This is a genomic window from Stenotrophomonas sp. TWI700 (assembly GCF_039673645.1).
In the GTDB taxonomy this organism is placed as follows: domain Bacteria; phylum Pseudomonadota; class Gammaproteobacteria; order Xanthomonadales; family Xanthomonadaceae; genus Stenotrophomonas; species Stenotrophomonas maltophilia_AA.
This window is the reverse complement of sequence record NZ_JBDJMB010000001.1, coordinates 146,227-171,488: the sequence shown is the minus strand read 5'-3', so window position 1 is coordinate 171,488 and position 25,262 is coordinate 146,227. Positions and strand designations below refer to the sequence as shown.

The following is a 25,262-nucleotide window of genomic DNA, read 5'->3' as shown; positions in this document are numbered from 1 at the left end:
GCGCTCCGCCAGGAGCAGAAGTTCAGTACTTGAACGCTGGCGAGCCTGACACTCAGACACCCTCCAACGGCGTCTCCGACCAGTCTTCATGGCGCTCATCCGCCTTCCGCTAGCGGACGTCCGGCGGCCCGAGCTTGGTCGACGGAGACAGCTCCGGCGCCACAACGGCGAGGTCGTAGCCGAGGATGAGCTCGCGCCACTCAGGCGTCAGGTCGTCCATATCCTTGCTGCGCAAACGGCGCAGATCCACCAGGATCCAGTCGCCCGGTGCCATGCCCGAGGGGCGGGCCGACATCACATCCTTGCGCCAGTCGCTGTCCTTGCCGGTGGTCGCATCGAAGTCGTACAGCTTCATCGGGCGACCGACCCCGTTGTATCCGGCGCCGACACCTTTCGCGCCACCCACCATCAGGTGCACGGCCTTCACGCCCTGTCCGTCGGCATGTTCGGCGACGAAGTTACCCACGTCGCGCTGGCCAAGCGGGTTGTAGCCTTTGTAGAGATGAAAGGCGCCGAACTTCATCAGCACGCGCGCCTGCGGCACCGCGTCGAAATGGGCCGCGAGCGTCCGCTTCATCAGGCGCGCCCTGCGTCCATTCGGATCGCCACGACCAGACTGCGAGGCCTGATAGATGGCGCGCGTTTCGCGCAGGGCGGCGAACAGTGCCTTTGCCCGGTCACCACCGTCCTGGTCGATGGCTTTCCCCGCCGGATCCAGCGTCGCATCGGTGACCTTCAACAGGAACAGGTCCATGGGGGAACCCGAGGCGAGCGCAGCCTGTACGGCCGTCCGCTCCTGTCTGGCCAAGGCCTCGATCTGGGCACGCGCGAGCGGCCCTGGGGCGGACGCCAGCATCTGGTTGAACAGATAGCCGCTTACCCCCAGAAACTCCTGATCCAGCCCCCACAACGTGAAGTCCGGCCCGGCAACAGCGGCGCACTCGGCCACCGTCTGGCCTTCGGCGCGGCTGTTGAGAAACGCCATGGCGTCGGGATAGGTGGTCATGAAGTCGGTAATCTGCTGTTCGCGGTCCGGCGCTCTCATCCGTGCGTCGACTGCAGTGGCGACCTCCGGCCCGGTCTCGACGGCCATGGCGGTCAGGCCGCCGGGCGCCATCAATCGACAGACGTTCGTGGTGAAGGCGGGAATCTCACGCGAAAAATGGCTCTCGCCGATAAGGACGTACCGGCTGGCCTCTACAGCGTCCGACAGAATGGCGGCGCCCGGGCCCGAGAAGCCCTCCGGCCGCACGGTCAGCGGCGACCCTGCCTGCGCCAGGCGATCGGCGAAGGAGAGAGGCACAGCGGTCTCCGCACTGGCGGAAGCGGCGCACAGACATGCGAGCGACAGTGCCGCCCCGATCGACTTCAGACGCATATTGCTTATCCCCTTGGATGAATCGGCGTGACGGCGGGAACCCGCTCAACCCAGTGTAGAGCAAGTGCACTTCGGCCAACGCTTGACGGCAGGGCCGGCCCCGCCAGCCGCACCCGACCTTCACAGCTACCAAGGCACCCCAAATGCAACTATGAAGGCCGCGACCTGCCCCCCTCGGTAACCCATGCCCCACTTTCGTCGTCTTTTTGGTCGTTGGCTCCGCCTGCGTCGGCTCGTGCGTTGGCGTTGGCGTGAGCGCCAGGCCTCGGTCCCGGCCATCGAAGCCACCGAGGTCCCACTGCGTGCCGCGCTGTACAGCGTTGAACAGATGGAGGTGTACGGCCGCGCACTGGCGCGCCAGCATCGGGTGCGGATGCGACCTGGCGCAGAGCGCCTGCTCGATCGCCTGCAGGCCAACGAACGTGTCCTCGAAGACGCCAACACGCTGCTCAGCAACGTAGTGCGCGAACAGCGGCCGGTGACCCCGGCCGGGGAATGGCTGCTCGACAACTACTACCTGATCGAAGAACAGATCCAGACTGCGCGACGCCACCTGCCGCGCGGCTACAGCCGGCAGCTGCCTTCCCTCGTTGGCGGACCCTCGGCAGGATTGCCGCGCGTGTATGAACTGTCGATGCAGGCCATCGCGCACGGCGATGGCCGCATTGATGCCGATACCCTGGGCCGCTTCATCGCCTCGTATCAGTCGCTCGCGCCGCTGAGCCTGGGCGAACTGTGGGCCGTTCCCATCATGCTGCGCCTGGCCCTGCTGGAGAATCTGCGGCGCATGGCGGCACGGGTGATGCGCGACGGGACAGACCGTGGCCTGGCCGCCCAATGGGCGGACAACCTCAATCGCGCGGCCTCCGACACCCCTACCGATGTGGTGCTGGTGGTCGCCGACATGGCACGCTCCGAGCCACCTCTGACCGGCGCCTTCATCGCCGAGCTCACCCGCTCGCTGCAGGGGCGCGGCGGCGCATGGGCCATGCCCGTGGCCTGGCTGGAACAGTGGGCGGCCGCGGCCGGGCAGCGCATCGATGAACTGGTCGCCGCCGAGGGACAGCAGCAGGCGGCCGACCAGGTCTCGATCGGCAACAGCATCGGCAGTCTGCGCTTCCTCTCCACCATGGATTGGCGCACCTTTGTCGAAGATATGAGCGTGGTCGAGCAGCGACTGCGGGACGACCCCATGGGCGTCTATGCGCAGATGGATTTCGGCACCCGCGATGCCTATCGCCACGTGGTGGAGAAGATTGCCCGCGGCAGCCGCGTCGCCGAGGAGCGCGTTGCGACCATCGCGCTGGATCTGGCACGGGCTGCGCCGCTCGAGGGGCCACGCACGCACGTGGGCTACTGGCTCGTCGGCGAAGGCGTGAACGCCACCATTGAGGCGGTGGCCGAGGCAGCCCCGCGCCGCCGCAAGGCACCGCGACTGGCGCATCGCGTACCGCTGGCGCTTTACCTGCTGCCGATCATCCTGCTCGCGGTGCTGGCCACCGGCGGCCTGCTGGCTACCGGCAGTGGCGCAGCGCCCGTCTGGCTGGCCGCGCTGCTCGGGCTGCTGGTCTTCAGCGAGCTGGGCATCGTCCTGGTGAACTGGACCGCGACGGTGCTGGTCACGCCCCGGCCGCTGCCCAAGCTCGATTTCAGCGAAGGCATCCCCGCCGCCTGCGCCACCGTGGTCGCGGTCCCGTCGATGCTCTCCAGCATCGACGGCATCGATGTCCTGACCGAAGCGCTGGAGGTCCGCTTCCTGGCCAACCGCGATCCCCAGCTGCGCTTCGTGCTGCTGACCGACTTTCTCGATGCCGCGGCAGCCGAGACGCCGACGGACGCCACCCTGCTTGCGCATGCCGTGGAGCGGATCGAGGAATTGAACCGTCGTTACGCGCCAGAGCGCGGCGATCGCTTCTACCTGCTGCACCGCCCCAGGCAATGGAACCCGGGCGAAGGCGTGTGGATGGGGCACGAGCGCAAGCGCGGCAAGCTGGCCGCGCTCAACGCCCTGCTCCGCCAGGGCAATGCGGCCGCGTTCATGCGCGTCGTCGGTGACGCGGCGGCCCTGATCGGCGTCCGCTACGTGATCACCCTGGATTCGGACACACAACTTCCGCGGGATGCGGCACGCGCGTTCGTCGCCACCCTCGCACACCCACTCAACCGTCCGCGCTTCGATCCGGCGCTGCAACGCGTGGTCGAGGGCTACGGCATCCTGCAGCCCAGTGTCGGCACCAGTCTCGGCCGGCGCCGCACCTCGCGTTTTGCCCGGATGTTCGGCAGCGAGCCGGGTATCGATCCGTACACGCGCATGGTCTCGGACGTTTACCAGGACCTGTTCGACGAAGGCTCGTTCGTGGGCAAGGGCATCTATGACGTCGAAGCCTTCGAGCATGCGCTCGAGGGCCGCCTGCCCGAGAACCGCATCCTCAGCCATGACCTGCTGGAAGGCTGCTATGCACGCGCAGGGCTGGTGAGCGACGTTCGCCTGTACGAGGACTATCCGGAACGCTACGCCGCCGACGCCAAGCGCCGTGCACGCTGGATCCGCGGCGACTGGCAGCTGCTGCCGTGGTTGCTGCCGTGGACACCGCGCCCGGGATCCGGATGGGAACGCAACCGGCTCAGTCTGCTGTCGCGCGGCAAGTTGCTGGACAACCTGCGCCGGAGCCTGGTGCCGATCGCGGCGCTGGCCTTGTTGATGGCGGGCTGGCTGTATGCCGGGAACCCGGCCGCATGGACGGCGTGGGTGCTGGCGCTGTGGTTCGCGCCGCCACTGATCGGCATGCTGCGCGATGCGCTGAGCGTTCCGGAAGACACGCCGCTGGAAGCGCACTACATCATGGTCGGGCGCGGTACGTTGCAGTCGTTGCTGCGCGCGTCCACCCAGATCGCCTGCCTGCCCTACGAAGCGTTGCTGGCCGGTGGTGCGATCCTGCGCACGCTCTGGCGCATGGCCATCACCCGCCGTCACCTGCTGCAATGGAACCCCTCCAGCGAGGTCGAGCGCCGCCTCGGCGGCGACCGCAGCGCGGAATGGCGTGTGATGGCACCGGCGTCACTGCTGGCGCTCGCGCTGGCGGCGGTCGTGGCCAGCGTGCATCCGCAGGCGCTGCCTGTCGCCCTGCCCCTGTTGCTGGCGTGGACCTTCGCCCCCGCCTTGATGGCGTGGCTGGGCCGGCCGCCGGCGGCGAGCGTGGCAGAACTGTCCGTGACCCAGCGGGCCTTCCTTGGCCGGCTGGCGCGGCGCACCTGGTCGTTCTTCCAGGCCTGGGTCCGCGAGCAGGATCACTGGCTGCCACCGGACAACATTCAGGAGCATCCGACCCTGGTCGTCGCGCGCCGCACGTCGCCGACCAACATCGGCCTGTCCCTGCTGGCCAATCTGTCCGCGTGGGATTTCGGGTATCTCCAGCAGGGTGCGGTCGCCAAACGTTCCGCCCTCGCCTTCGATACGCTGGACCAGCTGCCGCGCCATCGCGGTCACTTCCTGAACTGGTACGACACCGAAACCCTGGCGCCACTGCCGCCGCGCTACGTCTCCACCGTGGACAGCGGCAACCTGGCTGGCCATCTGCTGACACTGCGCCAAGGCCTGCTCGCGCTGGTCGACGCGCCGGTGTTGGCGCCGCACACGTTCGACGGCCTGGCGGACACGCTCGGCGTGCTGGAAGAGGAACGGCAGCGCCATCGCCCGGATGACAGGCACCTCGGCGAGGCCCTCAACCACCTTCGCCAGCGCCTGGCGTCAACGCGTACCGACCTCCCCCGCGGGACGGCGCAGCTGCTGGCCCGGTTGCAGGAGCTGGCCGATCTGGCCGACGCCGTGCTGGCGCAGTGGCCGGCACCGGAATCGCCCGAGGAAGGTGAGCTGCACTGGCCGGCCCTGTTCGCTGCCGAATGCCATGCCGCCCAGGCGGCACTCGCCGACCTCCCTGCCGCTGCCGGCGTGGACGGCGAGGCGCCGGTGCCCAGCCTTCGCCAGCTGGCCGCCCTGCCCGGTACGGCGGGTGCGGACGCGCGCGCGCGCATCGAGCAACTGCACGCGTTGGCGCACCGTGCCGGGCAGTTCTCGCTGATGGAATACGGGTTCCTGTTCTACCGTACCCGCAACCTGCTCTCGATCGGCTACAACGTCGACGACCACCGTCTCGACAACAGCTTCTACGACCTGCTGGCCTCCGAAGCGCGGCTGTGCGCCTTCGTCGCCATCGCCCAGGGCCAGTTGGCGCAGGAGAGCTGGTTCGCGCTCGGCCGGATGCTCACCGAGGTCAACGGCACGCCGACGCTGCTGTCATGGAGTGGCTCGATGTTCGAGTACCTCATGCCGCAGCTGGTGATGCCGAGCTATCCGGACACCCTGCTCGACCAGACCGCACGTCACGCGGTCGAGGCGCAGATCGTTTACGGCCGTACCTTGAACCTGCCGTGGGGCGTATCCGAGTCCGGCTACAACGCCGTCGATGCCCGCCTGAACTACCAGTACCGGGCGTTCGGCGTGCCGGGGTTGGGTCTCAAGCGCGGCCTGGGCCAGGATCGGGTCATCGCGCCCTATGCCAGCATGATGGCGCTGATGGTGGCGCCGGAAGCAGCGTGCCAGAACCTCCAGGCCCTCGAAGGATTGGGCTTCTCCGGACGCTTCGGCATGTACGAAGCGATCGACTACACCCCCGCCCGCGTACCGCCGGGGCAGGATCACGTGCTGTTGCGTTCGTTCATGGCCCACCACCAGGGCATGGGCCTGCTGTCGCTGGATTACCTGTTGCGCGACCAGCCGATGCAGCGTCGCTTCGTTGCCGATGTCGAGTTCCAGGCCACCTTGCTGTTGCTGCAGGAACGCATCCCGCGCATCGGTGTATTCCATCCCCATGAGGTCGAATCCCTGGGCGAGCACTCCGCCATGGCCGAGCACGAGACCTCCCTGCGCGTCCTGCGCGATCCGGGTGGCCCGCGCCCGGAAGTGCAGCTGCTGTCCAACGGCCGCTACCACGGCATGCTGACCCATGCCGGCGGCGGCTACAGCCGCCACGGCGACCTGTCGCTGACCCGCTGGCGCGAGGACGGCACCACCGATGCCTGGGGCTCGTTCTGCTATCTGCGCGACGTGGACAGCGGCGAGTTCTGGTCTGCCGCCTACCAGCCCACCTGCGTGGCAGTGGACAATTACGAGGCGATCTTCTCCGACGCCAAGGCAGAGTTCCGCGGTGCCCGCCGCGGCTGCGAGAGCCACCTGCAGGTCGCCATTTCCGCCGAGGACGACATCGAGCTCAGGCGCCTGCGCCTGACCAATCGCAGCCGTCGCCAGCGCACGGTGGAAATCACCACCTATGCCGAAGTGGTGCTCGCCCCCGCCGCATCCGACGATGCGCATCCGGCCTTCAGCAACCTGTTCGTGCAGAGCGAGATCCTGTCGGCCAAGCAGGCCGTGCTATGCACGCGCCGGCCCCGTTCGCACGACGAGGTACCACCGTGGATGTTCCATCTGGTGGCGGTGCATGACGCCGAGGTGGTGGCGATCTCCTACGAAACCGACCGCGCACGCTTCCTCGGTCGTGGCAATACGCCGCGGACACCGCAGGCGTTGACCACCGATACCGAGCTCTCCGGCACGGACGGCTCGGTGCTCGACCCGATCGTGGCGATCCGCGTCCGCGTGGTGCTTGAGCCTGAGCAGACCGTGCAGCTGGACATGGTGTACGGCATCGGCGCCGACCGCACCGGTTGCGAGGCCCTGGTAGACAAATACCGTGATCGCCGCCTGGCCGACCGTGTCTTCGACCTGGCCTGGACGCACAGCCAGGTGGTGCGCCGGCAGATCAACGCCAGCCAGGCAGAGGCGTCGCTGTACGAGCGCCTGGCCAGCCACGTGTTGTATTCCAATCCGCTGCTGCGCGCGGGCGCCGCCGTCCTCCAGCAGAACCAGCGAGGACAATCCGGACTATGGGGCCATGCCATCTCCGGCGACCTGCCGATCGTGCTGCTCAAGGTCACCGACGCAGAGAACGTGGAACTGGTCCGGCAACTGGTGCAGGCGCATGCGTACTGGCGCCAGAAGGGCCTCAACACCGACCTGGTCATCTGGAACGACAGCAAGGCCGGCTATCGGCAGGAACTCCAGGATCAGATCCTGGGGATGGTGGCCGCCAGTTCGGAGACCGGCCTGCTCGATCGCCCGGGCGGCATTTTCGTGCGCCCGGTGCAGAACATGAGCCACGAGGACCGCATTCTGTTGCAGGCGGTCGCACGCGTGGTGATCAGCGACGAGGACGGCACGCTGGCCGCGCAGGTGGGACGCCAGCCGCTGCCGGTGCGCCGGATTCCGGCCCTGGTGCCGCAGGCGGAGCAGCAGGAGCTGGCCTTGGCCATGGAAGCGACGCCCGGGCTGCCCGTCGTCGCCGACCCGGGACCCGAACCCGGACTGCCCCCGGGCGCCGAGCATGACGAAGAGGTGGACGACCCGTGGCCGTTCCTTCCATACCGCGGCGCGGGCCGATTCGACAACGGCACCGGCAGTTTCAGCGAGGACGGCCGCGAGTACGTCGTGGTGGTGCGCGAAGGCGCCCCGACCCCGGCACCGTGGGCCAACGTGATCGCGAACGCCCGCCTGGGCACGGTCGTCAGCGAGAGTGCACCGGGCTATACCTGGTTCGAGAATGCACACGAATTCCGCTTGACGCCCTGGCTCAATGATCCGGTGTCCGACACCGGCGGCGAGGCCTTCTACGTGCGCGACGAGGACACCGGCCGTGTCTGGTCGCCGATGCCGCTGCCATGCAGGGGCACCGGTGCGTACCGTACCCGCCATGGCTTCGGCTACACTGTCTACGAGCATATCGAAGACGGCATCGCCAGCGAGTTGTGGGTCTTCGTCGATGTCACCGCACCGCTGAAGTTCTCGGTCCTGCGCTTGCACAACCTCTCGGGCAGGCCACGGCGGCTGTCGGCCATCGGCTACGTTGAATGGGTCATGGGCGACCTGCGCACCAAGTCGCGCATGCACGTAGTCACGGAACGCGACCCGCAGACCGGGGCGCTGCTGGCACGCAACAGCTACAGCACCGAGTTCGGCGGCCGGATGGCCTTTTTCGACACCGATGCCGAGGGCTGCGGCTGGACCTGTGATCGCCTGGAGTTCATCGGCCGCAATGGCGGCCTGCATGCACCGGCGGCGTTGCGTCGCGAACGTCTGGATGGACGCTTGGGCACGGGGCTGGATCCCTGCGCGGCGATCCAGGTGCCACTGGTGCTGGCGCCGGGCGACCGCAGTGAAACGACGTTCCGCCTTGGCGCGGGGCGCGACCGCGAGGAAACGGTCGCGTTGGCACGAAGCCGCCAGGGTGCCCATGAGGCCATCGATGCGCTGGACGCCGTGCGCATCCACTGGCGGAATGTGCTGGCCACCGTGCAGGTACGCACGCCGGACCCGGCGTTGGACGCACTGGCCAATGGCTGGCTGGTCTACCAGACCCTCGGCTGCCGCTACCTGGCGCGCAGTGGCTATTACCAGTCAGGCGGCGCGTTCGGCTTCCGCGACCAGCTGCAGGATGCGCTCGCCCTCGTCCACGCTCGCCCGGACCTGACCCGCGACCACCTGCTGCTCTGCGCTGCCCACCAGTTCGCCGAAGGCGATGTGATGCACTGGTGGCATCCTCCGCAGGGTCGCGGCGTGCGCACCCGCTGCTCGGATGATTATCTGTGGCTGCCCCAGGGCGCGTGCCGTTACCTGGAGGTCACCGGCGACGCCAGCGTGCTGGACGAAGTGGTCGGCTTCATCGAGGGACGCGCGGTGACACCGGAAGAGGAAGGGTATTACGACATGCCCACGCCGTCGACGCAGCGCGGCACGCTGTATGCGCACTGCGTCCTCGCGCTGGAGCGCGGTTGCCGGTTGCTCGGCGAGCGCGGTCTCCCGTTGATGGGGACCGGCGATTGGAACGACGGCATGAACCGCGTCGGCGACCAGCAGCGCGGTGAGAGTGTGTGGCTCGGATTCTTCCTCCACGACACGCTTCGCCGCTTCATCGCGCTGGCCAACGCGCGGGGCGATGCAGCCCGTGCGCAGTGGTGCCAGGAGCAGGCCGAGCGCCTGCGTCAGAACCTGGAACAGCACGCCTGGGACGGGGCGTGGTATCGCCGCGCCTGGTTCGACAACGGCACCCCGTTGGGCTCGTCGCAAAGCCAGGAATGCCGCATTGATTCGATCTCCCAGAGCTGGTCGGTGCTGTCAGGCGTTGCCGCGCCGGAGCGTGCCCGGGAAGCACTGGATTCGCTCTACACGCATCTGGTGCGAAAGGACGCCAAGCTGATCCAGCTCCTCGATCCGCCCTTCGACAAGACGACGGAAGACCCCGGTTACATTCGTGGTTACGTACCGGGCGTCCGCGAGAATGGCGGTCAGTACACCCACGCGGCCGTGTGGGCAGCCATGGCATTTGCACAGCAGGGCGATGCGGTGCGTGCCTGGGAGCTGGCCGGGATGATCAACCCGCTCAACCACACGCTGGACCCGGAGGCAGTGCAGACCTACCGCGTCGAACCCTATGTGCTGGCCGCCGATGTATACGCCGTATCGCCGCACGTCGGCCGCGGCGGCTGGACCTGGTACACCGGGTCGGCCGGCTGGATGTATCGCCTGCTGGTCGAATCCCTGCTCGGCATCCGTCGTGACGGTGATCGCCTGTCGCTTGAACCGTGCCTGCCCGATCACTGGCCGTCCTTCGAACTGAGCTACCGCTTCGGGCGCAGCCTGTACGAGTTCGTCGTGACCCGCACTGCGCAGGGCCAGCCGACGCTGCATGTGGATGACATCCTTCAGCCGGACCTCACCGTCCAGCTCCGCGACGACGGTCACTACTACCGCGTCGCGCTTGACCTGGGGGCGCCGCCGGGATGAGCGTGCGCCCCGAAATACAGGTACAGCTTGATGCGCTGGCCGGGATGCTGGTCCACTGGGTGGCGCAGGTGCGCCATCCAGCGCAGTTCTGGCCGCAGTTCGAAATGCTCGCTGGAGAGATTCTGGATCAATGCGCGCACGGGGAGAGAGACAACGCATGCGCATGCATCCAGGCCATGCTCAAAGAGCATGCGCTGGAGCTTCCGGCGTGGCACGAACGTGATGACAGCGTACCTACGGGGAAGCCAGGGACCTGATGGCACTCACCCTGTGCCGAGGCACCACGATCACCAGCACGATCGAGAGCACGTATGTCGCGGCCATCATCGAGAACGCGAGCACTGAGGTGGGCATGTCATCAAGGCCACTGGCCAATGTAGAAAAGTCCCACGCCGCATGAACCAGCATGGGAAGCAGCAACGTACCGCTGAAGCGTCGTAGCAGGTAAAGGCCCGTCCCGACGCAGAATGCAAGCAGAACCTGCACCAGCGCCAATGCGTCTACACCGAAGAATCCACTGGTGGCATGTAGCAAGCCGAACGATTCGCACGAGCCAAACCATGCCCACGCCTCGGATCGGGTCGAGCCGCGCAGCGCGACCAGCAGCACGCCTCGGGTCGTCATCTCTTCGCAGAACCCGACCAGCAAGGTGCCGGCGCCCATCAACCACAGGTGCCGCATCGATATGCCGCTCTAGTCCGTGGTCCAGATCAATGCGGTGACGAAGGCGAGCATGGGCATCAATAGCAGGAGGAACAGCAAAGGACGTCGCAGCCGTGGCGTCTCGAACTAGGCCAGGAAGACGACCACGCCGATCCACCACCTCGGTTTGATGCGCATGGTCGCCTCCGTCACATCAGAACTCCTTCTCAAGGTTCAGCAGGTAGGCGTTCTCATGCTGGTTGCTGGTGGATGCATCGGAGCGATACTCCACCCGCGTGCTCCATCCGCTGTTCCAGTTGAACGAGGCGCCAACGCCCAGGACGAAACGGGACCGGTCGTAGTTCACAGGACGAAGATCGTAGAAGGGCCCACTGGCCGTATCCGCGTATCGGACCGTGGCCGAGTCATTGCCCTCCAGCTCGCGTTGATACTCAACGCGCAGCAGCGGGATCACTGCGCCCCAGTCAAACTCACGGCGGAAGTCCAAGCGGACGCCGGCGCTGCCGCGCGTGCTGGCGACATTGGTGCGCCCGTACGCCAATGCCCACAGGTCGCTTCCGCCCTCTTGGTAGGGGTCAAGATTGCCGCGGGCGACGTCGTAGCGGACGTATGGCGTGACCTGCGTACTGCCCGCCAGCAGGTCGGCACCCACCGACACAGAGCCGAACCACTGCTTGCCATCGCGGTCGCCCTGGACGAAGCCCCCGGTCTGGCTCAGATGTCGGTGCAGGTTGTAGCGAAGCGCCTGGTAACCGATCAACCCGTCGATGAAGAAGGCGCCCGGATGGTAGCTGGCGTAGCCGACCGCCGAGAACGCCTCCGCCTTCGCGCGGGACCCTGCCTGGCCGACATCGCTGGAATCCCGCCCGTATCCCAAACCAGCGCCGAGAGTCAGCTCCTTGGAGAGATCCGCGTCGTAGCCTGCGCTGACGCCGCTGGTCTCAAACCCGACGCTGGAGGTGCTGGCAACGCCACCATAGCCGCCCGAGCGCAGACTTCCGCTGATCCAGGCACCCGAATGCACGTCCTGCGTGGGGCCCTCCCCGATCGCGCCCGGCGTCAAATCATGCCGACCGGCGTTGCCGTCCCAAGGCGCTGCCGCCTGGAGCTCTTCATCAGCACAGGATCGCGCTGTCTGCCCGTGCACGCCTGCCACGCAGCGCTCGCGGGTGGCGAAGCTGAGCTGGTTGTCCAACCTGCGTCCGCGCGGCGCATTTCCGTGCAGACGCTCCAGGCGGGATTGGAAGTTGTCGATCTGCGTATGTGCAAAGCGGCGTGCTGACTCCAGCTGCGCATTTGCCAGTCCCCGTACGTCCGGATCCAGGGTGGGATCTGGCCTAGCTTGAACCTGGAAGCGCACGGTGGCCGGGGCGGAGGTGGCATAGGCGTTGCTGAGGGTGAAGGTCGCCACCGCTTCTCCAGCGAAGCTGCTGCTTGCACGGAAACGCAACTCCTGGGTGCCCCCCGGCCCAGACACGATCGTTGCCACGCCTGCAGCTGCAGGGGCCAGCGACACCAGCGTGGCGCCAGTGAACGGCCCACCGCGTGCACCTTCGGTCAACTCCACACGCGTTTCGGCTGCGATGGCGGCGGTAACGGTGCGAGACACCGCCACGGGTGCAGGGTTCACGGTGATCGTCACCTGTGCCGGAGCGGAGACGCCACCAGGACCGGAAGCCGTGTACTGGAAGCTGTCCTGGCCTTCGTAGTCCGACGATGCGGTGTAGGTGACCACCAGATCCGTTACGGACACAGTGCCGTGCTGCGGCTGCTGCACGATGGCCACTGACGTGATGGCGCCGCTGTCATTGGCGGTCACGGCGATGGGCAGAGCACTGCCTGCCAGCGCTGTGGCTGCATCGGCGACGGCCACCGGAGCTGCATCCCCGACCTGAAGCGTGTAAGCACGCGTTCCCTGCTGTCCGTTTGCATCGGTGGCAGCAATCGTGAAGGCATAGCTTCCACTGGCCGTGGCGGTGCCCGTGAACTGGCCACTGGATGACAACTGCAGGCCGCTCGGCAACTGACCGCTGGCAACCGTGAACGCATAGGGGGCAACACCGCCATCCGCTACAAGTTGTTGGCTGTAAGCCGCCCCAACCGTTCCGTCGGGCAACACCGCAGTGGTGATGTTGATCGCCGGTGTCGAGACGGTGAGTGTGTAGCTGGCCGACACGGTGAACGGCGCCCCGGCACCGGTACTGCCGGTATCGGTTGCGGTGATGGTGAACGCATAGGTTCCTGGGACGGTCGGCGAACCACTCAGCTGGTCACCCACCAACGTTACCCCAGTGGGCAGTTGGCCTGCGCTAAGGGCGTAGGTATAGGGTCCCACGCCACCGGTGGCAGCCAGAATTTCGGCGAATGCAGTGCCGTAGGTCGCGTTGAACGCGCCAGACGCCGGTGTGAGTGTCAGTGCCGGCGCTGTTACCGCGATGGCGTAGCTGCCCGTACCAACTTGGGCGTTCGCATCCGTTGCCGCAAAGGTCACATTGAACGTACCGGCCTGTACAGGCGTGCCGGACAGGCTGCCGTTCGCCGCCAGGCTCACGCCCTGCGGCAGGGCGCCACCGACCACCGTGAACTGATACGGCGCAGTGCCGCCGCTGGCGGAAAGTTGCAGCGTATAGGCCACACCCACTGCGCCAGCGGGAGCCACCGACGGGTCCACGGTGATCGACGCGGCCGAAACGTTCAGCGTGTAGGCGGCCGAAACGACGAAGGGACTGCCTGTGCCGCTCGCACCACCGTCAGTGCTGGTGACGGTGAAGGTATAGCTGCCCGGAGCTGTCGGTGTGCCGGAAATCTGACTCCCCGACAGGGTGAGCCCTGCGGGCAGCGCTCCACTGGTCACGGCATAGCTGTAAGGCCCGATGCCGCCACTGGTGGACAAAGCCTGCGTATACGGGGCGTCGTAGCTGGCCGACAACGCGCCGCTTGCGGGTGTCAGCACCAGGGTCGGTGCCGCGATGGTGACGCTGTAGTTGCGGCTGCCCGTCTGCGCATTGGCATCGGTGGCGACGATGGTAAAGGTGGCCGTGCCGGCAGCAGACGGAGTTCCCGTGACCTGACCATTCGATGCGAGCGTGAGTCCGGCCGGCAGTGCACCACTGCTGATGCTGAAGGTGTAAGGCGCGCTGCCGCCACTCGCACTCAAGCTCTCAGTGTACGTAACCCCTACCGTTCCTGCCGGCACTACAGAAGGCTGGAGATCGATGACAGGTGCATTGATCGTGAAGCCGTAGAGCTGAGCCCCGGACTGACCATTACTGTCGATGGCCTGGATACTGAAGCTGTAGCCACCGGCCGCCTGCGGCGTGCCGGAAAGCGTTCCGCCGGACGACAGCGACAGCCCCGGCGGCAACGTGCCGCCAGATACGCTGAAGGTGTACCCGGGCACGCCCCCGCTCGCGGTGACCGTCTCGCTGTAGGCAACCCCGACCTCCGGTGTCGGCAGTGTGCTCGGGTTCAAGGTGATCGTTGGAGTGGAAACCGTCAGCACATAGGACGAGGACGTTCCGTAAGGTGCCCCTGGACCAACCAGGCCGGTGTCGGTGACATCCACTGCGAAGTTGTAGGTTCCCGGGGAGGTCGGCGTGCCGGTAAGCGCGCCACTGTTGTCCAAGGCCAACCCTGCAGGCAGCGCACCCGAGGAGATCACGTAGCTGTAAGGGCCTACGCCACCACTGGCAGTGAACGTCTGGCTGTAAGGCGTCGCGTAGCTTGCTGACGGCAGCGGTCCTGAGGCGGGCGCAAGGACAATGGTCGGCGCCGCGATCACGACGCTATAGGCAGCGCTGCCTGATTGCCCGTTGGCATCGGTCGCGGTCACGGTGAAATTGAACGTGCCCACAGAGGATGGCGTGCCCGTGAGTGCCCCGCCCGATCCAAGTGACAGCCCGGCCGGGAGTGCCCCTGCCGTTACGGTAAAGGTATAGGGCGCCACGCCGCCTGTGGCAGCAACGCTCTGACTGTAGGCCACCCCAGCGGTGCCGTTGGGCACTGCTGATGGGGTTAGGGCTATCCCCGCCGCGTTGACCTGCAATGTATAGCTTTGCACAACGCTGTAAGGCGCCCCGGGTCCGGCGCTGTTGACGTCGGTTGCAGTCACATCGAACGAGTAAGATCCGGGAGACGTCGGCGTGCCAGAGAGAACGCCCGCAGCAGACAGGGTCAGGCCGGGCGGAAGCGTACCCGTAGAGGCGTAACTGAAGCTGCCGGTGCCCCCTCCGCCGGTGAAAGTCACGCTGTAGGGCACAGCGTAGGCCGCCGCGCTCAGCGCCCCGGCGGCGGGCAACAAAGTGAGGGGCGTATCGTCGTTGAGCAGCGTGATGGTCCCAAAGATGCTGCCTGGCGAAGCGCCGTCAATGTTGATGATCTGGAGGAAGAAATTCTTATCCGCTTCCGACAGCGTATTGCCCAGGATCCCGATCGGGACAATCAGTCGATCATCACCTGCGGCAATCCTCCCTGCCGTCAACGCAACACCGACGTAGTCCGTGCCCGCCACGGCACTTCCGTCGTCCGTGAGGTAATCAAAGGTCACGTCGCGAGGCGCCGCGCTGTCGAGCTCGATCACCACATTGACCACCCCGCTACCGTCCCCTTCGGGCACATTGATCGGCGGTACGGTAAGCGCCGGATCCTGGGCGAAAGCGGACGGCAACCACATGAGGCTGGTCAGGCATATAAGCGCGGCAATGCAACGACCTGCACAGTGGGACAGGATTGACATCGGGAGCGTCTCGAGGGGAGTGCGTAGATTCAGGCTGCCTTCGGAGTTGTGAAAAAAACGAGACGGCGATGAGGTACGTCGTAATGACCTGTCTAAAATGTGATAAAAATCTCAATTTACCAGTCTGATGACGGCATCCTATCTACCCTCGCAACGTCCATGCAGCTGCGCTGATACTGTCGGCCCGTCATCAGGGAGAACCGCTGTGAAAAAGCCGATCGCCGTTGCCGTAGTCGCGCTGGCAAGCGCATGCTTCTCTGCTTCAGCATTCGCCGCCATACAGCAGTTCAATGGCACATGTCCCGGAGGGGTGGACGTACACGCCGACGAAGGCGGTCCTGTCTTCATCAACGGCAAGGAAACGCGGCTGAAGCGGTTCAGCGATGACTATTACGAGGCCAGTAACGGTGCGGGCCTGACGCTCTCCATCAACCGCACCCCGGATGGCGGCACGCAGATGTCCTACACGGGTCCGGGGAATGCCAATGGCGTTTGCTCCGTCCAAACCCCGTCAGGATACGAGCGCGCCGCACCTTCCCGCCCGTCAGGCAGCCAAGCGGCTACCATCGTGACGTGTGCGTCAGAGGGCCAGAAGCAGAACGAATGCGAGATGGACACTCGTGGGGAAGTGATTGTATCCAGACAAATCAGCAAGACCCGCTGCGTGCAGGGCGAGAACTGGGACGTCAATCGCCACTCCATCTGGGTCAAGGACGGTTGCCGCGCCGAGTTCCGCAACGTCTCCCAAGCAAGCGCAGGGGCCGAGTCATGGCGGCAGAACGACAGTCGCGGTGGCGCGGACCTGTTGGGTGCCTGCAGTGATCGCGCCCGGGCAGAGGGAACGGAAGTCACCAGGGTGGCGGTGAATCAGGACATCATGGAGCTGATCATCAACTATCCTGATGGCCGATACCTTTGCCTGGTGCGCAACGATGGCACGGTGCAGTCGCTGACGCGGCTGGGCCGCCAGCGATAACAAACATTCCGGCTTCCGGACGCACCAGATGTCAGCGGGGCCGATGCGCTGATGGGCCCGGAGTGGGCCCATCAGACGCCTGAGGAAGAACAGGGTTAAAAGCGATTTCGGTCGGGCTCTACCGCAGTACAGGTTCCTTCAAAGGTCTCGGAGCCCTTCATCGTCATGAATCCGGTGCGCCGATCAATCGAGATCTTCGGCACGTTCATGCCGTTGAACTTGAACGAGCCCTGGATCCGGTCAGGTGTGACAGTGAGGTCGTGCAACTGCCACCACCCTCCATTGCTCCCGCTCGACAGGGGAGGCGCCATGCTTTTGGGCGGTCTGATGCGCCCGGCGCCATCGTGGATTTCGACCTGGAATGTCGCCTGCATCTGTTCGCGGTTGTATTGAACACCGTCATGCTGGACATACTTGTGCTTGTCCCGGTCCCACTCGTAGCCATACGTATCGTGACTGGCCAAGTGCTCCCCGCTGCCCGAACAGATCAGGTCAAAGTCCGTCCGCCCTGCCTCATCGGCCCACGCCGGCATCGCCGTAGCGGCCAGCAATCCCAAGGCTGAGACTGCTACTACGGCAATCCTTTTTTCGATGGCCTCATTCTCATACCCGCACTCCCTCCGCTGTTGACAGTCCACAGGAATGAATACTCAAGCGTGCCTTGCGGTGGGGCCGACGATCAGGCCGCCGCTTCCCGTTCAAATGACCCACAATGCCGTCGTTACCGCACTGCCGTTACTTAGGATTGAGTATCCTTGGTGACGGCCACGTCGACTAGTGCATTGGCACGGCTCCAGGCCCCGAAAAAGGCCACGAGTGACCACAATGCCACTGCGGCAAGCGGCCCAACCGTCGATAGAAACGCATTTCCGGGCACCTGAAAGGTTCAGAAAACGGCCGGTGACCTGGGAAACCGACGCTCACTATCAATGACGCGTGTGAACGTGCTTGAATGCATCCATCATTGCGGGGCAGACGCCGATGGATAAACGCTCGCGAGAAAGCCGACCTGACTTTCCGTTCTACAACGGCGAGCCAATCCCGATCTCTGCTGCCCAATGGCTGCTGGTTCTTGCTGCCCTGGGTCTCGCCTTCTCACTGCTCATACTGCCTCTGGCACCAATGGATGCGCGCTGGGGCAACTGGGTTCACGCCTTGCTTTTCTGCCTTGTACCCCTGGCGGCAATGGTGCTCATCGACAGGCGCAGCCTGGCGGCGCTCTTCCACCGCCCAAGGCCGCGTGACGTCCTCTGGATGTTTGGTATTGCTGCTCTCAACCTGGTGGTGACCATCCTCGTCGCCCTTCTGTTTTCCGGCCTTCACCACGCGTCGTCCAACCCGATGTTTACCGAGATGAGCGACGCCGATGCGTTAACACGCCTGCTGAACTTCGGGATGATGGTGCCGCAGTTGATGGGGGAAGAGTTGTTCACCATCCTTCCGTTCCTGGCCCTCCTGCAGTGGCTCACCCAGCGCACCCAGGTGCGCCGTCATTTCGCCATCGTCTGCGCGTGGCTGCTTTCTGCCCTGCCCTTCACGCTTGCGCACCTGCCAACCTACCAGTGGGACCTTCTGCAGTGCCTGGTCATCATCGGCACCGCGCGGCTAGTGCTGTCACTGGCCTATCTCATCACGCGCAACCTGTGGGTTTCGACAGGCGCTCATCTACTCAATGACTGGGCCCTTTTCGGCGTTGCGCTCCTTGTTGTCCAGCCGCCGCAATGATTGGGCTGATAGCATCGTTCCTCTCCCCGGCAAACTTCCGGAACGCCATGCCCGCTGCCTTCCGCCTTGCCTGCGTGTTGCTCGCAAGCCTTGCAGTGGCGCATCCGTCGAGTGCCCATGCACTGACGCCCCCAGGCACTTCAGCGACGGCGCATCCATCCCCCAGCGCCCCGGTGGTTGCCCCCCTCATAGCCCCCGCCGCGATCGATGTCGCCGACATTCCAGCCCTGGCCGACCTCGACCAGCGCTTGGCCGAGCGCACCCAGGAGGCAAGCGCCGCGTCCGGCACGCCGGCCGGGTCATTTGCCCGTCGGCTGGCGAAGATCGAAGCGGCGGTCGAAGATCCATTCTGGCGCCTCACCTCTGCCGAAATGCGGCTGCTTCCGGTTCCTCGCCTGGAAAGCCTCTCCCGGCACTGGCGCTTCCAGGCAAGAGAACTGGCACGCTGGCGGGCAGACCTTGCTTTGGCCACCACCCACCGCGCCAACGACGCAGCCGGGCTGGCGTCCCGCAAGGAAGCGTGGCTGGCAACCAATGCACAGGAGTTGCCTGCCCCGCTGCGTCAACGCGTGGAAGAGGTCATCGTCGATCTGGCGCAGGCCGAGTCCGGGCTGTCAGATCCACTGGCCAGGCTGATCGCCTTGGGCAGGCGCGGCAATGCGGTAGACGCGCGTATCGAAGGTGCCCAGCGCAGGGTCGCCGAGGCACTGGCTGCCTATGACACCCGTCTGCTGCGCATCGACAGCCCTCCGCTCTGGCAGCTGGCGTCCAGCAGCATGCTGCCGTTCACCAACAATACCGACGCGATTGGCAACGGCCTCGATATCGAGGCCCGCTTTGCGGCGGAGTATGTCAAGGGCGACGTTCTGGCCGGTCGGCGCGCCCTGCAAACGCTACTGGTCATCTCCCTTCCCCTGTTGCTGTGGCTGGCGTGGCGTAGTCGCGGGCCGATTGCCGCTGGCCAGATAAGCCAAACCGAAGGCACCGTTCTTTCGCGCCCCGTCTCCTGCTGGCTGCTGCTGTTGGTCATCGGGGTCTTCGCATTCCAGCCGGATGCGCCAATGCTCACGCAACAGCTGGCATTGGTGGCCGCGGTGATTCCGGTTATCCGGCTTCTGCCCACCTCGCACAGACACCTGTTGGGCGTCACGCCCTACGTTGCTTCCGTGCTGTTCCTGCTCCTGCGCCTCGGCTTCGTCTTCCTGTCGAGTGCGGTTACGTATCGTCTCTACGTACTGCTCCTCGCGGTGCTTGGCCTCGCTGCAGCCGGCTGGCTCCTGTGGCGGGCGCGTCGTCACGATCGCCACGCCGAGACGGGGCCGCTCGGCAAGGCCCTTCGCGCAGCCGTACACGTGGCTGCGGCGCTGCTGGGAATCGCCCTGCTCGCCAATGCGGTTGGCAATGTCTCGCTGGCCGAAACGTTGACCGGCGGCGTCATCGACAGCCTCTACTTCGCACTGCTTCTCGTTGCGGGCATGACCGTCCTGTCCACCTGGGTGCAACTGCTGCTCAAGCGACCGGGTGTGTCACGATTCCGCCTGGCGCGGGAGCATGCAGGGCCCGCCGTGCAGATGCTTCTCCGGCTGCTTGCGGTGGCCTCGGTCGTCGGCTGGGTCGTCTATACGCTTGACCGCTTCCGCGTGTTGTCGCCGGTGCATGACGCGCTGTCGGAGCTGCTCGGGCACAGTTGGGCGCTGGGTGATCTGAGCCTGAGCCTTGGGCACATCCTGATCTTCGTGCTCACCGTGGTGATCGCGTTCTGGCTGGCCAAGACCGTGCGCCTGGTGCTGGACGGCGAAGTGCTGCCACGGATGTCGTTGCCACATGGCGTGGCCAACAGCGTCGCATCGCTGAGCTACTACGCCGTGCGCTGTTGGGGCTGATTGGCGCGTTGTCCGCGGCCGGATTCAAGGCCAGCCAGCTCACCTTCGTACTCGGCGCCTTGGGTGTCGGGGTCGGACTGGGCCTGCAGAACGTGGTCAATAATTTTGTCTCAGGCCTGGTACTCATCTTTGAGCGTCCGTTCCAGCCCGGCGATGTGGTCGAAGTCGGCGGAACCAAGGGGCGGGTGCGGGATATCGGCATGAGAGCGACCCGGTTGGCCACGTTTGACGGTGCCAGCGTCGTGGTGCCGAACGGGCAGTTGATCTCCCAGCAGCTGGTCAACTGGACCCTGTTCGACCGGAACCGTCGGCTGGAAGTGAAGGTCAGTGTTGCGTACGGCAGTGCCTCGGTCGACGTCGAACGATTGCTTGCCGAGGTTGCGCGCACCACGGAAGGAATCGCCCAGTCGCCGGCACCTGTCGTTCTTTTTGAAGACATGGGCAGCATTGCCATGGAATTTGTTGTTCGCGCCTGGACACACGAATACGACGACGCGGGCGCGATCCGCAGCGCGTTGGTCGCACGCCTCTACGAGGCTTTGCTTACCCACGGCATTGGCCTTGCACATGCGGCGTCGGTGGTCTATCAGCCTCCACCGCAAGAGAGCTCCTGAGCCACCTGCGGCCACGACATATGACGATGCGGCGTTGCGCCGTGGCCCAGCAATCACTCACAACGGGATGCCTGCTCATCGCTGCTGCGCCCGACGTCGCACAGAGGGTGGGGGCTGCGACAAACGGTCGCAGAGCACCAGCACGGTGACGCTTCCTTCCCGACATTCTCCCTGCATCCCTTAGAATCATGGCCGTGCGCCCTTCTGTCCTCCACCGCTGGCTTCACGCCTTGGCATGTTTGGCCATGCTCCTGGTGGTGGTCGCCCCGCTCATCAGCCGGGCGATTGCGCACCCCGAGGGAAATCCCGTTCAAGCCACGGATGCTCATGCAGGGCATCACACGGAAATGGAGCCTGAGGCATCCCAAATGCCTGATGCGCTCCCCATGCACCACGGCATCGGGCATGGCATGGACCACGCCATGCCAATGGTGCCGGAGTCTGCGGATACGGCAGGTCCGGACACCACACCATCGAAAACGTCAGCTGACCCCCATGCCGAGCACGAGATGGGCGTGGACTGCGACTACTGCCTGATCGCTGCCCGGATGATCAGCCTGCTGGTGGTGCTGCTCCTGGTGATGACCACATGGCCGGCGGTGTTCCATGCCTTTGCCGGCCTGGTCGATACACGGCGTATTCTTGCTCGTGGAACGCTTGGTGCCCGTGGCCCACCGTCGGCCCTCGCCTTTTGATCCAACCCGCAATCTGAGGCGCAGTGCGCCTGGCGGGTAGCGCACGTATTTCCTTGCTCCCGGTAGACCCGGGCAAGTGCGTTTGCAACTGCATGCTGCCCTCCCCTCTGCTCCCCCGGCTCGAATGCCGGCTCTTCTGCTTGTCTCGACCCTGCGTGGTCGCGGCATCTCGATGTTGTGGACAATGAACAGACTTCTCTCGACCCGCCTGCTTACCAACGCCGTTGTGGCTGCCCTCACTGGCGCCGCAGTGACGCCGTTGCTCGCCTTCGCCCAGGACGGCACGGTTCTGACCCTGGGGACCGTGCACGCCCGTTCCACCGCCGAACGCGAGCTCTCGGCACGATCGCTGTTCACTTCGGCGGACGTCATGGGTGGCGATCTGCTGCAACAGCAGAAGGTGGACCATAGCTGGGAACTGCTGGCGAATGCCCCTGGCGTGCAGGTCACCCAGTTCAAGATGGGCACCGACGCCGGGCGCTTCTCCTTCCGTGGCTTCAACGGCGAAGGCCGCATCAATGCAGTCAAACTGCTGATCGATGGCATTCCCAGCAATGACAACGCCGGCGGCATGCCCTACCTGGATGGCGTGTTCCCGCTGGATATCAGCGCGATTGAAATCGTGCGCGGCGCCAACGACGCGCGCTACGGCCTTCATGCCCTTGCCGGTGATGTGAACGTGTTCACCCGCCAGGGTGGCAGCGACGGCCAGCTCAGCGTTACCGTGGGCAGCTTCGGTACCAAGGACGTGCAACTGGCGAAGGGCGTCGAGAAGGGTGGGTGGTCGCACAATTACTTCGTTGGTTGGCGTGGCGCGGAAGGTGAACGGGACCATGCCGATGGCACGCAGCGCAGCTTCGCCGGGAAGTGGTTCTACACCGATCCCGATGGCCGATGGCGCGCGGGCCTGACCAGTCGGTACTACAAGAACGCCGCCCTGGAGGCCGGATATCTCAGCTATCCGGAAGTGCAGGCCGATCCCAGGCAGTCGCCCGATTACGCCCGCGATGACCGCAGCGTGCGCGAGACCGTCCAGACCGCACTGCACCTCGATGGCATGCTGGGCGCCGACTGGCATTGGAACGCCAAGGCTTACCAGAACGACTACCGCAATCAGCGCTGGGTCACCTTCACCGAAGGCGGTGCGCAACAGGAGCGCTTCAACGATGAAGCCCACCGTGGTCTCATCCTCAACGGCACGTGGCACCCCAGCACCACATTGGCCGAGTTGGTGCTCGATGCCGGTGTGGATGGACAGTGGCAGGAGAACATCGGCCGCCGCTATCGCACCGTGCTGCGCGAGCGCCAGGCGACCCTGCGCGATTGGGCTTTCGACCTCGATACCCGGGGTGCTTACCTGCAGGCCGTGATCCGGCCGATCGATGCGCTGAAGGTTGTGCCTGCCTACCGCGTGGACCGCATCTACGGCAACTTCCACAACGTGGGCAGCGGCACGCGTGCGCCGGTCTATGACTACGGCCTGATCAGACAGCCCAAACTGAGCGTGTCCTATGACGTGAGCGCGACCACGATCGCATATGCCAACTGGGGCCGCACCTTCCAGATCGGCAGTGGAAACGGCGCCTTCCGCACCCAGGCCGGCAACCTGTCACCCTCTATCAACGAGGGCTGGGAGACCGGCCTCACATGGACACCCGTACAACGCCTGCAGACCCGCTTGGCCTACTGGGAACAGCGCGCATCGGACGAAGTGGCCACCGTTCTCGGCGTCAACGGAGTGGTGGGCGCCAACGAGGTCGGCAACGTGGGTGAAACCCTGCGCCGCGGCTGGGACGCCCAGCTGACGTGGAAGGCCAGTGAGCCTTGGCGTGCGTGGGCGTCCTATTCGCGACAGAAGGCGGTGATCGAGGTGCCGGACCCGAGCGCCCCGCAGACCCGTGGCCGGCAGATCGAGAACGTGCCGAATTGGCTTGCCAGTGCCGGCGTGGAGTATGCGCCCGCCGCCGACTGGACCGTCAGCGCCTGGGGCAATGGCCAGGGCGACTACTTCGTTGAGCGCACCAACACGCTGGGTCGCCAGGGCGGCTACGCGCTGTGGAACCTGAGCGCGACCTATCAGGTGGACAAGCGGAACAGCCTGGCTTTGCAGCTGAAAAACGCTACAGACCGGTTCTATGTGTATGCCTGGTATGACAGTGGCTCTTCCGGCTACTCCCCAGGCGATGGCCGCGCACTCTACTTGAGCTGGACACGGGAACTCTGACATGGATGCCACCCCTACCGCTCGCCCGCGGAAACAATGGCGTTTCTACCGCGCTGTATGGCGATGGCACTTCTATGCAGGGCTGTTCGTGCTGCCGTTCATCGCCTGGCTGGCCCTGACGGGCGCCGTCTATCTCTACCAGAAGCCCATCGACCGCTGGGTGCACCACGACTTGAAGGTGGCAGGCACGTCCAAGGGTGCGCCTGCGCTACCCAGCGCCCAGATCGCCGCGGTAACCGCCGCCACCGTCGGGACAGTGTTCCGTTACACCATGCCAGAGCGCAGCGATGGCAGCGTCGAGATCGGCGTACTGGAGCCTGGCGGGCGACACGAGGTCTATTACGTTGATCCCAGATCGGCACGCGTGCTTGGGCACTTGCCGGAAAAGGGCACGTTCTCGGGGATCGTGAGGCGGTTGCACAGCCTGGACCTGCTTGGGGACTACGCCAGTGCGCTTATCGAGGTCGCTGCCGGCTGGGCCATCCTGCTGGTCCTCACCGGCCTCTACCTGTGGTGGCCACGCGGACAGAAAGGCGGCATCATCACCGTGCGCGGGCGACCAGGGCAGCGCCTGTTCTGGCGCGACCTGCACGCGGTGACCGGTGCCTGGGTCGGGCTGCTGCTGCTGTTCCTGGCCGTCACCGGCATGCCGTGGTCGGTGGTATGGGGCAAGCAGGTCAACGCATGGGCCAACGGGCAGGACTACGGCTACCCTGCCGGCGTGCGCGTAGAGGTGCCGATGTCGCAGCAGCGCCTGGCCGATACCACCGCGCCCACCTGGTCGATGGAACAGGCACGTCTGCCGGTGTCGGCCCCACCGCATGGTCGACACGGCCCTGCCGACAAACATACCGGGCACGAAGGACACGGGGCTGGTGCACTTGGCGACCTGTCACCCCAGCTGGGCGCCATCGGCATCGACGCCGCCGTGCAGCGGTTCACTACGCTTGCGCTCGCGCCCGGCTACAGCGTGGCGCTACCGCGTGGCCCCGTGGGCGTTTACACCGCCTCGGTGTACCCGGAAGACGTGGCCGACCAGCGAGTGGTGCACCTGGACCAATACAGCGGCCGGGTGCTGCTGGACATGGGCTATGCCGATTACGGCGCGGTGGGACGCGGACTCGAGTGGGGCATCAACGTGCATCTGGGCCAGGAGTACGGCACGTTCAATCGCCTGTTCCTGATCGTCGCCTGCGCGGCGATCGTACTCCTGTGCCTCAGCGGCGCGCTGATGTGGTGGAAGCGACGTCCGCTGGGTGGCATTGGAGTACCACCACTCCCGAAGGAGCGGGGGACCGTGGCCATCGTGGTCGCGGTGCTGTGCGTGGGCGGCGTGCTGTTCCCGTTGGTTGGTCTGTCGCTGCTGCTGGTCGGGATCCTGGATTTCACCCTCACCCAGGGCTGGCGCGCCACGACTGGACCACTGGGTTGAAGCGGACGATGGCCGTTTTCAACGCCCTCACTCTCAGCGAAAGG

The 25,262-nt window shown here is 65.5% G+C and carries 13 protein-coding genes; 9 read left to right on the top strand and 4 right to left on the bottom strand.

What is annotated here, in order from left to right; genetic code table 11:
• Positions 1–109: 109 nt before the first annotated feature.
• Complete coding sequence (locus ABE473_RS00695) at positions 110–1,378, bottom strand: hypothetical protein (protein ID WP_346488085.1); 1,269 nt, start codon at positions 1,376–1,378, stop codon at positions 110–112.
• Positions 1,379–1,562: 184 nt separating this feature from the next.
• Here ABE473_RS00695 and ABE473_RS00690 point away from each other — a divergent pair, with 184 nt between their 5' ends.
• The gene (locus ABE473_RS00690; RefSeq protein WP_346488084.1) at positions 1,563–10,271 is read left to right on the top strand and encodes a glucoamylase family protein; all 8,709 of its coding nucleotides are present in this window, start codon (positions 1,563–1,565) and stop codon (positions 10,269–10,271) included.
• Complete coding sequence (locus ABE473_RS00685) at positions 10,268–10,528, top strand: hypothetical protein (protein WP_346488083.1); 261 nt, start codon at positions 10,268–10,270, stop codon at positions 10,526–10,528. The genes ABE473_RS00690 and ABE473_RS00685 overlap by 4 nt, the downstream gene beginning before the upstream one ends.
• Here ABE473_RS00685 and ABE473_RS00680 read toward each other — a convergent pair.
• Positions 10,506–10,952 carry a CPBP family intramembrane glutamic endopeptidase gene (locus ABE473_RS00680; protein WP_346488082.1) on the bottom strand — a complete coding sequence of 149 codons (447 nt, stop codon included), beginning with the start codon at positions 10,950–10,952 and terminating at the stop codon, positions 10,506–10,508. The two genes, ABE473_RS00685 and ABE473_RS00680, sit on opposite strands and share 23 nt — an antisense overlap.
• 175 nt (positions 10,953–11,127) lie before the next feature.
• Positions 11,128–15,669: a putative Ig domain-containing protein gene (locus tag ABE473_RS00675; protein WP_346488081.1), complete on the bottom strand. Its 4,542-nt coding sequence runs from the start codon at positions 15,667–15,669 to the stop codon at positions 11,128–11,130.
• A gap of 205 nt (positions 15,670–15,874) precedes the next feature.
• Between ABE473_RS00675 and ABE473_RS00670 the strand changes: the two genes are divergently transcribed.
• Complete coding sequence (locus tag ABE473_RS00670; RefSeq protein ID WP_346488080.1) at positions 15,875–16,645, top strand: DUF3011 domain-containing protein; 771 nt, start codon at positions 15,875–15,877, stop codon at positions 16,643–16,645.
• Between the two features lie 95 nt (positions 16,646–16,740).
• Here the strand turns inward: ABE473_RS00670 and ABE473_RS00665 are convergent, their stop codons facing one another.
• Positions 16,741–17,202, bottom strand: a complete 462-nt coding sequence (locus ABE473_RS00665; protein ID WP_346488079.1) for a hypothetical protein — start codon at positions 17,200–17,202, stop codon at positions 16,741–16,743.
• 391 nt (positions 17,203–17,593) lie between these two features.
• On the opposite strand from ABE473_RS00665, the gene ABE473_RS00660 reads away from it, so the two are divergent.
• The 6 genes from ABE473_RS00660 to ABE473_RS00635 all read left to right on the top strand — a co-directional run bounded on the left by ABE473_RS00660 (position 17,594) and on the right by ABE473_RS00635 (position 25,218).
• Complete coding sequence (locus tag ABE473_RS00660) at positions 17,594–18,370, top strand: type II CAAX endopeptidase family protein (RefSeq protein ID WP_346488078.1); 777 nt, start codon at positions 17,594–17,596, stop codon at positions 18,368–18,370.
• A gap of 47 nt (positions 18,371–18,417) precedes the next feature.
• Complete coding sequence (locus ABE473_RS00655) at positions 18,418–20,253, top strand: hypothetical protein (RefSeq protein WP_346488077.1); 1,836 nt, start codon at positions 18,418–18,420, stop codon at positions 20,251–20,253.
• Positions 20,244–20,867: a mechanosensitive ion channel domain-containing protein gene (locus ABE473_RS00650; RefSeq protein ID WP_346488076.1), complete on the top strand. Its 624-nt coding sequence runs from the start codon at positions 20,244–20,246 to the stop codon at positions 20,865–20,867. Before ABE473_RS00655 ends, ABE473_RS00650 begins: the two co-directional genes overlap by 10 nt.
• 245 nt (positions 20,868–21,112) lie before the next feature.
• Positions 21,113–21,562 carry a DUF2946 family protein gene (locus ABE473_RS00645; protein WP_346488075.1) on the top strand — a complete coding sequence of 150 codons (450 nt, stop codon included), beginning with the start codon at positions 21,113–21,115 and terminating at the stop codon, positions 21,560–21,562.
• 184 nt (positions 21,563–21,746) lie between these two features.
• Positions 21,747–23,786, top strand: coding sequence for a TonB-dependent receptor (locus ABE473_RS00640; protein WP_346488074.1), 2,040 nt, complete (start codon positions 21,747–21,749; stop codon positions 23,784–23,786).
• Position 23,787: 1 nt separating this feature from the next.
• On the top strand, positions 23,788–25,218 hold the full coding sequence (locus tag ABE473_RS00635) for a PepSY domain-containing protein (protein WP_346488073.1): 1,431 nt from the start codon (positions 23,788–23,790) through the stop codon (positions 25,216–25,218).
• Positions 25,219–25,262 lie beyond the last annotated feature (44 nt).